The following is an 8,720-nucleotide window of genomic DNA, read 5'->3' on the forward strand; positions in this document are numbered from 1 at the left end:
TGAGGGACGAGAAGAACGAGGCGGCGACTGCCGCTCAGGCGGCGAGGGGCTCCGGCGAGACCGGCGGCGGCACTTCCATCACCACCACCGGCACCGGCGAACGGGAGGAGCAGCGGCGGGCCTGCTGAACCAGCGAGGCCGTGCCCGGCCCACCGGGGGAGGCGATCACCAGCACCGAGACGCTGAAGGCTGGGGGGGGGGGGGCCTGGGCTTCCACCAGGGCCTGCTCCAGCAGAAGGCGATTGCGGATGGGGCCAGCACTGCGGCCATAGCGACGCCAATCAGCGGCGAGGGACTGAACCCGCCAGCCGAGCTGATGGGCCGCACGACCGATGGCGCGATCAGCGCCCCGGGCCCCGCCATGAAGCAGCAAATGGACAGGCCGGCCACCGCTGCGCTGGAGCAGTGCGGAGGCGATGCGCTCCTGAGGCCAGACGAGATCACGGCCACCGGCGGCGACGATGACGACCGAGCGATGCGCCAGCACCGGCGGCGGCAGGAGACCAGGGAGAGGGAATGCAGCGGCCTGGGCCACTGCAGCAGAGGACAAGCTCATGGGCTACAGAGCAAACGAACGGGGCAAGTTGTCCGAGAATTTCGTTGCCGCAGGCGATGGGCTCGTGGCCTTTGGCGCAGCTCTTATTCTACCAGTACAAACGCACTAAAAAGTAGGCAAAGCGGCTGCGGGACAATGGATCTAAGCAAAGCAAAGCCATGCACTAAGGGATCGGAAAGGTGACAAGCAGACCCGCCAGATTCAGCACTGAATGCCCAGTCGGCCGCGCAGCCGCGCGAGGAAACCTGGGGCTTCACCCCAGCCCCATCGATGCAGGTGAGGGCCCGGCCACCGCAGCCGCGAGAGAACAGCCATGCCTGCCACACCCACACCGGCCCCGGAGCGGAGGGCGGCGGCGGCTGGCCGATGCACGCCACGGCGCAGCCGTGGCACGCTGAAGGACGGCCGCTGCCGACCGCAGCCCTGCGGTGCCTGCTCAGCCCCAGGGAACGTCCAGGAACTCCACCAGCAGCACGCCCCGGTGGGTGCCATGGATCCTCACCAGGCCCGCGTTGGCAGCACGCTCCATGCCAGGACGCTCCTTGCGCACCTGCTCGGCCGTGGCCAGCACCCGCACCCAGCCGCCGGTCATGAAGCCCTCGCCGCCTGTCTCGAAAGCCTGCAGCCGCCGGTGCTGGTTGCTGTTGCGTTCGTAGTACGGGCCCCCGCCGGTGGGGTCTATACCCTCAGCCCAGGCCTGATCCACCATCAACTTGCCGATGGCCACTGGATCCCGAGCGGCTTCTTCGATCGCCTGGCCACGAGAAGGAGGTGTTCAACGGTGATGTGGGCACGGTGGAAACCATCGATGCCGATGCCAGCGAACTGACAGTGCGATTTGACGGCCGCGAGGTGACCTACGGCTGGGGCGAACTCGACAACCTGGTACCCGCCTACGCCTGCACGATCCATAAGAGCCAGGGCAGCGAATACCCCGCCGTGGTGATCCCTTTACTCACCCAGCACTACGCCATGCTGCAGCGCAATCTGGTGTACACCGGCATCACCAGAGGCAAGCAGCTGGTGGTGTTGGTGGGCCAGAAGAAGGCGCTGGCGATGGCTGTGAAGAACCACCTGGGACGTAGGCGTTACACCAAGCTGGCGGAATGGCTCAGCTGAGCGGCAGCCGTCCAGATGATCGAGCCGCTCACTCCCACCATTTCCACCAGTGTCTGTTGCCCGCTGGCTTGGCGTGGCAGCCATCGCAGAGCGGGTAGTGGTGGGAGTGAGTGCAGCCACAGACCAGCACCGTGCTGGCCTGCTCCAGCCGATGTTCGCGGGACAACCAGCCGGTGCCGAGGTGGGCGCCATCACAGAACCAGCCATGGCGGCTGCTGCCACAGCGGCAGAGCTGGTGCACGCCGGCTGGCAGCTCCAGAGGAATCGGACCCGCAGTGGGCGGAGCAGGTTCAGCCATGGCATTCGCAGCCGCAGCCGGCGTGGCAGGGCTCACCATTGGGGTGCCCCTTGGCGCAGGCGTCGCTGCAGAACAGTGAGGTGCCACTGCGGAAGGGTGTCTCCGGTTGCACCGTGCAGTTGCACCCTGGGCAGGCGCACTTCAACGCGGTTGGTCTCTCCAGGGTCGTGGTCATGGCTTCTCCTTGCTCAGGGCAGCTGAACCCACTCTGGAGCCGGCGGCGCCGCGGCGGATCGGCTTGCCGTACTGACAAGCAAGCCAGGCGGATCTATTAATGAATCAGAGGCCACGACCAGGGCAGCGCGAGCCCAGACCCTGCAACCGGCCCAAGGGCGCCCGACACGGGGCGCCCTTCCCATTGGGGACCTGTTCAACCTTCCTGCAGCAGCGATGCGATGCAGGCCTCTTGCTCTTCTCCAGGACGGTGTCTGGCTTCCCCGGCAGCACCGTGCCTGCTCAAGTGGCCAGGCCTAGCGTTCGCCCAATGCCGCCGGGTGGGCCATGGCCGTGGTGAACCGCTGTGCGGTGGGGATCTACCCCAGCCCGAAACTGCTCGACTGGGCCCGGCAGCTCGAGCTGGACGTGGATGTTGCCGGAGCCAGTGAGCCCTGCCTGTATCTGATCCCCGACTACGACACGCAAGAGGAGGCGGAGGAGATCCTCGAGGAGGTCTACGAGGCGATTTTCGAGGCCGAGCTCGACTACTGGCATCGCGACACCGCCACCTGGCCGGCGGAGCGCACCTATGAGGTGTTCCGGAAGTGGTTTGAGGTGCGCTTCTACCCCCTGATCCAGGACCTGGTGGGCGAGGAGATCACCGCCACCGAGGTGGATGAGGAGTTCATCGGTGAGCTGCGCACGGCGCTGGAGGGGCTGGAGCCGCGCCCTTGAGCCTGCGCCCCCTTGCCGCTCTGTTGCTGGCGGTGGTGATGGCCCCGATGGCGCTATCACCCGCGACGGCGGCCGGCACCGAGGTTCGCGCCACGGTGCTCTCCATTGGTGATGGCGACACGATCCGCGTGCAGCAAGGTGGCAAGCGGATCACGATCAGGCTGGCCTGCATTGACGCCCCAGAGATGGCGCAAGCTCCCGATGGCGCCAACGCGCGCCGCTATCTGCAAAGCCGGCTGCGGCTGGGCTCCAGCGTGACGCTGAGGCCCCAGACGGTGGATCGCTTTGGCCGCACGGTGGCGGAGGTGATCGGGGAGGTGAATCTCAACCTGGCGCTGGTGGAAGACGGCATGGCCTTCGCCTACCGGCGGTATCTGAGCCAATGCAACGCCAAGGAGTATCTCGATGCCGAGTTCCGGGCCTCCCGCCGCCGTTTCGGGGTGTGGAGGGTGCCGGGCGGCATCACCCGCCCCTGGGACTTCCGCCGTGGCAGAACAGCGGGGCGAGCAGGCAGCGGCACCGAGTCGATCCCTGGTGGCCGGAGGTATCGCTGCCGTGAAATCGGCTCCTTTGAACGCGCACAGGAGTTGCTGCGCCAAGGCCACACCTACCTGGATGGAAATGGTGATGGTGTGGCCTGCGAAAGCCTCCGCTGAGGGGACGGTGACCCGCACCTTCTTGCTCTGGCCACCAACAGCCTGATCGTTATGGTCCAGCTGATTGATGCTCCATCACGATGGCCCTAACCGGATCTGACCTGCTCGCCAAAGTCAAGGAGCTGGGTGATGCCTCCAAGTCCGATCTGGTGCGAGCCGCCGGCTATGTGAGCACCAAGAAGGACGGCAGCGAACGGCTGAACTTCACCGCCTTCTATGAGGCGCTGCTGGAAGCCAAAGGCGTCAGCCTGGGTGATGGCAACGGCAAAACGAAAGGGAAGGCTGGTCGCAGCTTGAGCTATGTGGCCACCGTCCAGGGCAACGGCAACCTCCTGATCGGTAAGGCCTACTCCGCGCTGTTGGATCTCAAGCCCGGTGATGAGTTTGAGATCAAGCTGGGTCGCAAGCAGATCCGCCTGGTGCCAGCTGGCTCAACAGAAGAGGAGGAGTGAGCCTTCAAGCTGTTGGCCCTTCGAGCTGTCTTCAGCTCAGCTGCTCACACGACAGCAGAAAGCCGGTGACGTTGTCCGGCCACTTGGCCAGCACCAGCAGTTCCCTGGGGTCACGGGCAAAGCCTTTCTAGGAGAGGGCCGCGAATTCGGCCAGGTTGTCGTGGGTGACCAGCGCCCCACTGGCTTTGCTGGCCTCGATCGCAGCGAGGAACTCCTGGCCTTGTTCTGCAAGGCAGCGTTGGTAGGCCTCCTCGAAGCTCACCCCCTGCTCCTGCAGCCTCACGAAGGCATCCAGCTCCGGTGGAAGGTGATCCAGCCATAGGGGAAGGCTCCTCACCGGACCAATCGTGATGCCCTCGGTCTGGGTGTGGATCAACGCCACCGTGGCCTCCAACGACCAGCTGGGTTGGGCGAGCAGCTTGCCGGCGGCGATCTGCAAATGCCAGCGGTAGTCCTCAGCGAGGGCCTGGTGGGTCCGGGCGAGGTCAGCCATGGAACAGGGGATCACGACAAAGCCCGGTGACGAGGCCACCGGGCTCTGAAGGATTCTGGTTGGTGGGGTGGAGTGGCTGACGCTGGCACCTGGGGCCAGGTTTCCAGTGGGGCTTCCCGATGGGTCCGGGGCACCTGAGGCGAGGCCGTTAACGGTGCAATGGACGGCGGCGGAGCACACACACAGCGGTGTCACACGCCAGGGAAGCCAGAGATCCGATGAGAGTGTTGGAGCAGGGGCCGGATCGTCAGCGGGCTCCTGACGCCTGACCCGGGGGAGTGTCATCCATCGAAGGGCCTCCGAATCCGATGCATCAACGATCGGACGGCCTGCCGGCGAGGGCAATAGGGGTTTATGCCTCAGCTGGTAGGGGTGTAGTGATCCAAGGCCCAGCTGCAGGGCTGAATCCCGGTGGCGCTGCCAAGCTCGGGAGCAGAGGGTCCGTCTCGACACCATGCCACGCCAGCGCTACCGGCAGAACCCGCTGCCGCTCGGTCCTGATGCCCCGCCTGCTGAGGTGTTCGGACCGGAGCAGCCCAACCCACCCGGACTGGAGGTGGCGGAGCAGGGCCAGTTGGCGGTGGTGCCTCTGGGGCCGCTGTTCGACGGGCAGAGCGGGAACAAAAGCAGCAACGAGGCCTGAGCAGCACCATGGCCGACCTCACGATCACCACCCAGGACGATCTGCCAGGCCCCGGTGACGATCGTCCCTATGTGATGTTCGTCAACCAGACCGAGTACGGAATCGGGAAGTTTCTGCGCACGAACGTGCTCTCGGCACGGCCGGATCTCAAGCGGTTCACCTCCATCCGCTTCCGCATGGCCCTGAAGCGGCATCCGAGCGACAGCGCCGGGGAGATCGTGCTGGCCCTGCTGGAGGCGATTGATCTGGATCCACCCCTGTCGGTGTTCTGCAGCGACATTCACCTGGAGATGGAGAGCTATCCGGTGGAGGAGGGATGCACGATCGAGGTGCCGCTGCTGCCGCCAGGCCGGCGGCCACCCGCCAGGGGCTTCAGCTGAGGTCGCTAGAGCGGCGGGTTGCCCGGTTGAAGCTCGAGGTTGACCACGTTCACCTGGCTGCTCTCGCCATCAGCCCAGGCCACCGAGGCCAGCACGAGGGAGCTGCCAGGGCTGATCGGGGCGATCGCCGTCACCGTGCCCCTGGCAAACGGCCCCACGCTGATGGGGGCCGCCGGACCGGTGACCATGGCGGTGGACTGCAGGAAGGCCCGCGAGAGGCGCACGGTGTCACCGATCTGCAGGGGCGTCGCCACGTCATCAGTTGCAGGCCTCCCATCCTCGCTGGGGTTGCGAGGAGCGGCCGATACCGTGGGGGCACCCCTGCCGAAGCAGCTTCTTGGCGATGGTCGAGCATGCGCTCCTACCGGCCGTGACCCGCATCCTCCAGCGGGTGGAAGAGGTCAGCGGACTGCCGGTGGCCGTGGCTCAGGAGCCAGGCCTCAGCACCCTCGCCACTCTCAAGCCCGCCAACAAGGAACGGCAGGCGCATCTGATCCTTTTCAGGGAAGACGACGAGGCCAGCAGTTACCACGTGGCTTTTGAGGCGGCACTACTACTGCGGCTGGTGCAGGTGCCCCAGGAGCTGCGGGTGAACCTCACGGAGAAGCGGGAGGCCCGCGAGCAGGTGGTGACGCAGGTGGAGAAGCTGCACAAGGGCAAGCTGCCGATGGCCCGGGCCCGGGAGCTGGGGCTGCGCTTCTACAACGGGCTCATGGTGCAGCTGCGCTCGATCGGACCGGGGCTATGCGCTGACCAGTGGCTATTCGAGCAGGCCCCGGAGCTGAGGGGTCTCCAGGCGGCGGTGCTGCAGGAGCAGGTGCAGCAGAACGTGCCCAGCCTCAATGCAGACGTCGACCGCCTGGCCCCCGCCGCGGTCGTGAAAGCCAGCCGGGGGATGAACGCGGCCTACGCCTTCCAGGCCGCTGAGTTGGTGGGCCTGCCGCCGCTGGCGGTGCCGTACCAGGCGGCAGGGTTCGAGGCGCTGGCACGGGAGCTGATTGCCAGCACCCGCGAGCAGGCCGCTACGGCGGATCCGGATCGGGAAATGATCGATGCCTGGGCCGAAAAGCTCGGCATCGCTCGCTGGTACAGCTGGCAGCCTGCCTATCCGGCTGAGGTTTGCTGAATGGGCATGCAGGCCACCTCGTTCACGATTGAGGAGACGACCTTTGATCGGGCTCTGCTGCCGGAGGACAGCCGCAAGCCGGGCAGCGCGGCCTTCCACCGGGCGGTGACCGACTACTTCCAGCAGGCCTATGGCTCCATGGGCGGCCGGGTGGATGTGGTGTTCGCCAACGGGCGCATCGAGGTGAGCCGGAGCCCAGCCACTGAGACAGCGACTCCTTCTGCCGAGGCGATGGCTACCATCACCCCCCTTCTGAAGCAGCGCCGCTACGGCGAGGCCCGGCCCTTGCTGGAGGCCCTGCTGAAAGCCGAACCCGAAAACCGTGACGCGCTCTACAACCTGGGCATGGTGGCGAGCGATGAGGGCCAGCTGAAGGAGGCCCGCGAGCTGCTGCGGCGGTCGGTCGCGGTGGAACCGACCTTCGCCAATGCGCAGGTGGCCCTAGGGGTGGCAGCCCTGCGGGACCAAGACCAGTCGGAAGCACGCCAGGCCTTGGAGCGCGCGATTGAGCTGGAGCCTGGCAACCCCTATGCGCTGCGCACCCTCGGCAGCCTGCTCACCACGGCCGGCGCCCTGGCGGCCGGGGCAGAACGGTTCCGGCAGGCCTTGGCGGTGGCACCAAACGATGCTGTAGCCAGCCTGTGCCTGGCCCAGGCGCTGCTGGAGCTGGATCCAGACGAGAACCGCGACGAGGCCGATGCGCTGTTGCTGCGGGTGATCGAGCAGCAGCCGTTTGGGGAGCTGGGTGAGCAGGCCAAGGCGCTGCGGGGTCAGGTGGCCGCGCGGGATCTACGCCAGGCCAGCCCCAATGGCCTGAGGCAGGACGCGGTGAACTTCTGCCTCGATGCCCTACGCCGCTTCCAAGCGATGGACCAGGCCGAGTGCATGGCGGTGATCAGTGAGGTGGCGGCTGTGGGCCAGAGCGGACTGCAGATCAATGAGCCAGGCACCAGCCGCAGCCTGAAGACCCTGCCGGGCACTTGGAGCGACCTGGCCCTGGCCTGCCTGATCCACGTGGGCATGAAGCGGCTGACACCCAACGAGGACTCGGGGCTGGGGATTGAGGGGGAGTATGCGGAGGCTTTGCGGCTGCATAGCCCCTGATTGGTTTTGGCTCTGAGACTATGCACCCAGCGCATCGTTTGGGGTCATAAGCGCCCTCCAGGTAAACCCCTGATGGTGCATGGTTTTGCCAGGAGTTAGCCAGCTACGCCATCCAGGCGTCATCCTGTGGTCCAGATAGCGGCACCCCTGCACCACCTGGATGAATTTCCGCCAGCTGTTCAAGCTCCGCTTGGTGGTGGCGGCCCTGGGAGAGACCCAGCGGCTGGGCTGGTGGAACAGTGGCGTGCTGACCGGCACAGGGGAGTTCCTGTTCCAGCAGGGCTTTCCACGCACAGCGCCCTTTGCGCAGACGAGGGCTGGGTTCCGTGTGGCGCAGCTGGCGTGCGATGAAGCCCTGGCGATCCAACCCACCCCGGGCGGGCCGATCAGCTGCCACTTGTTCCGGCTCACGCCCCAGCTGGAGGACGCCTACGAGAACGAGCGCAGCCGCTGGATGGATGAGCCCGAGGCATGGACGGACAGCTTCCAGTCAGCCTGGAGCATTAAGGCAGAGCAATGGCCCGAGGCGTTGGTCGATCTGGCCGAACTGGATCCGACGGCTATCGACTGGGCTCGGCAGCAGACTCCGCAGACAGCAAAGGCCCTGCGGATGGACGACCCCTTCGAGATCAACCAGGGCCACATCGAGCGGCTGGCAGCCGGATTCCTCTGCAGCACGCCCGGGCAGTTGGTGGTGCCCTACCTGCAGGTTGCGGTTTGATGGCGAGTGCGATGGCTGCGACCAAGGCCAATAACAGGCCCACAACCAAGCAGGTGGCCGCGAAAGCCGCTTCAAGGCCACGGAAGGCTTCAAAGACGAAAGCCGTGGAGGTGGTGCCCTACAGCAGCTATGGCTTGATCAAAGGGCCTCTGGTGTGAGGTGGGTGCCTTTTACTGGACAGTTCTGGCCCCTGACATCGTTAACTCCGGACGGGAGGAACAGGGTTTGGTCTCAGTATAGACCTCATTGGGAGTCTTGCCTCCAAGGGAGCTATGAGGCCT

15 protein-coding genes are annotated in these 8,720 nt (G+C 65.9%); 9 read left to right on the forward strand and 6 right to left on the reverse strand.

The annotated features are described in order from the left end of the window. Positions 1 to 34: 34 nt before the first annotated feature. Positions 35 to 556, reverse strand: a complete 522-nt coding sequence (locus tag FPZ61_RS14995) for an SLOG family protein (RefSeq protein WP_185474893.1) — start codon at positions 554 to 556, stop codon at positions 35 to 37. A 436-nt stretch (positions 557 to 992) separates the two neighbouring features. Next, complete coding sequence (locus FPZ61_RS15000; RefSeq protein WP_185467422.1) at positions 993 to 1,283, reverse strand: hypothetical protein; 291 nt, start codon at positions 1,281 to 1,283, stop codon at positions 993 to 995. A 44-nt stretch (positions 1,284 to 1,327) separates the two neighbouring features. On the opposite strand from FPZ61_RS15000, the gene FPZ61_RS15750 reads away from it, so the two are divergent. After that, complete coding sequence (locus FPZ61_RS15750; RefSeq protein ID WP_370593490.1) at positions 1,328 to 1,675, forward strand: ATP-dependent RecD-like DNA helicase; 348 nt, start codon at positions 1,328 to 1,330, stop codon at positions 1,673 to 1,675. A 28-nt stretch (positions 1,676 to 1,703) separates the two neighbouring features. Here FPZ61_RS15750 and FPZ61_RS15010 read toward each other — a convergent pair whose 3' ends face one another. Both FPZ61_RS15010 and FPZ61_RS15015 read right to left on the reverse strand, forming a co-directional pair. Continuing rightward, a complete protein-coding gene (locus FPZ61_RS15010) occupies positions 1,704 to 1,973 on the reverse strand; it encodes a CDGSH iron-sulfur domain-containing protein (RefSeq protein WP_185467423.1) in 270 nt (89 codons plus the stop codon). Further along, positions 1,966 to 2,148 (reverse strand): conjugal transfer protein TrbI, encoded by a 183-nt coding sequence (locus FPZ61_RS15015; RefSeq protein WP_094555522.1) that lies wholly within the window; start codon positions 2,146 to 2,148, stop codon positions 1,966 to 1,968. The genes FPZ61_RS15010 and FPZ61_RS15015 overlap by 8 nt, the downstream gene beginning before the upstream one ends. Positions 2,149 to 2,474: 326 nt before the next feature. Here FPZ61_RS15015 and FPZ61_RS15020 point away from each other — a divergent pair, with 326 nt between their 5' ends. From FPZ61_RS15020 to FPZ61_RS15030, 3 genes are all read left to right on the forward strand, one after another. Then, on the forward strand, positions 2,475 to 2,864 hold the full coding sequence (locus FPZ61_RS15020; protein WP_185467424.1) for a hypothetical protein: 390 nt from the start codon (positions 2,475 to 2,477) through the stop codon (positions 2,862 to 2,864). Then, positions 2,861 to 3,520 carry a thermonuclease family protein gene (locus tag FPZ61_RS15025; RefSeq protein WP_255441695.1) on the forward strand — a complete coding sequence of 220 codons (660 nt, stop codon included), beginning with the start codon at positions 2,861 to 2,863 and terminating at the stop codon, positions 3,518 to 3,520. Before FPZ61_RS15020 ends, FPZ61_RS15025 begins: the two co-directional genes overlap by 4 nt. An 80-nt stretch (positions 3,521 to 3,600) precedes the next feature. Then, complete coding sequence (locus FPZ61_RS15030; protein ID WP_185467425.1) at positions 3,601 to 3,972, forward strand: AbrB family transcriptional regulator; 372 nt, start codon at positions 3,601 to 3,603, stop codon at positions 3,970 to 3,972. Positions 3,973 to 4,099: 127 nt separating this feature from the next. Here FPZ61_RS15030 and FPZ61_RS15035 read toward each other — a convergent pair whose 3' ends face one another. After that, positions 4,100 to 4,465: a hypothetical protein gene (locus FPZ61_RS15035; RefSeq protein WP_185467426.1), complete on the reverse strand. Its 366-nt coding sequence runs from the start codon at positions 4,463 to 4,465 to the stop codon at positions 4,100 to 4,102. Positions 4,466 to 4,919: 454 nt separating this feature from the next. On the opposite strand from FPZ61_RS15035, the gene FPZ61_RS15040 reads away from it, so the two are divergent. Both FPZ61_RS15040 and FPZ61_RS15045 read left to right on the forward strand, forming a co-directional pair. Next, positions 4,920 to 5,108: a hypothetical protein gene (locus FPZ61_RS15040; protein WP_185467427.1), complete on the forward strand. Its 189-nt coding sequence runs from the start codon at positions 4,920 to 4,922 to the stop codon at positions 5,106 to 5,108. A gap of 8 nt (positions 5,109 to 5,116) precedes the next feature. Further along, positions 5,117 to 5,488, forward strand: a complete 372-nt coding sequence (locus tag FPZ61_RS15045; protein WP_185467428.1) for a hypothetical protein — start codon at positions 5,117 to 5,119, stop codon at positions 5,486 to 5,488. A gap of 5 nt (positions 5,489 to 5,493) precedes the next feature. Here FPZ61_RS15045 and FPZ61_RS15050 read toward each other — a convergent pair whose 3' ends face one another. Continuing rightward, entirely contained in the window at positions 5,494 to 5,742 is a 249-nt protein-coding gene (locus FPZ61_RS15050) for a hypothetical protein (RefSeq protein WP_185467429.1), read from the reverse strand. A 116-nt stretch (positions 5,743 to 5,858) separates the two neighbouring features. Here FPZ61_RS15050 and FPZ61_RS15055 point away from each other — a divergent pair, with 116 nt between their 5' ends. The 3 genes from FPZ61_RS15055 (at position 5,859) to FPZ61_RS15065 (ending at position 8,439) form a co-directional block, all read left to right on the forward strand. After that, a complete protein-coding gene (locus FPZ61_RS15055) occupies positions 5,859 to 6,614 on the forward strand; it encodes a hypothetical protein (RefSeq protein WP_185467430.1) in 756 nt (251 codons plus the stop codon). Positions 6,615 to 6,620: 6 nt separating this feature from the next. After that, positions 6,621 to 7,718: a tetratricopeptide repeat protein gene (locus tag FPZ61_RS15060; RefSeq protein ID WP_185467431.1), complete on the forward strand. Its 1,098-nt coding sequence runs from the start codon at positions 6,621 to 6,623 to the stop codon at positions 7,716 to 7,718. A 160-nt stretch (positions 7,719 to 7,878) separates the two neighbouring features. Beyond that, complete coding sequence (locus FPZ61_RS15065) at positions 7,879 to 8,439, forward strand: BrxE family protein (protein ID WP_185467432.1); 561 nt, start codon at positions 7,879 to 7,881, stop codon at positions 8,437 to 8,439. The last annotated feature ends 281 nt before the right edge of the window (positions 8,440 to 8,720 follow it).

The organism is Synechococcus sp. BSA11S, from assembly GCF_014224355.1.
In the GTDB taxonomy this organism is placed as follows: Bacteria; Cyanobacteriota; Cyanobacteriia; order PCC-6307; family Cyanobiaceae; genus Regnicoccus_A.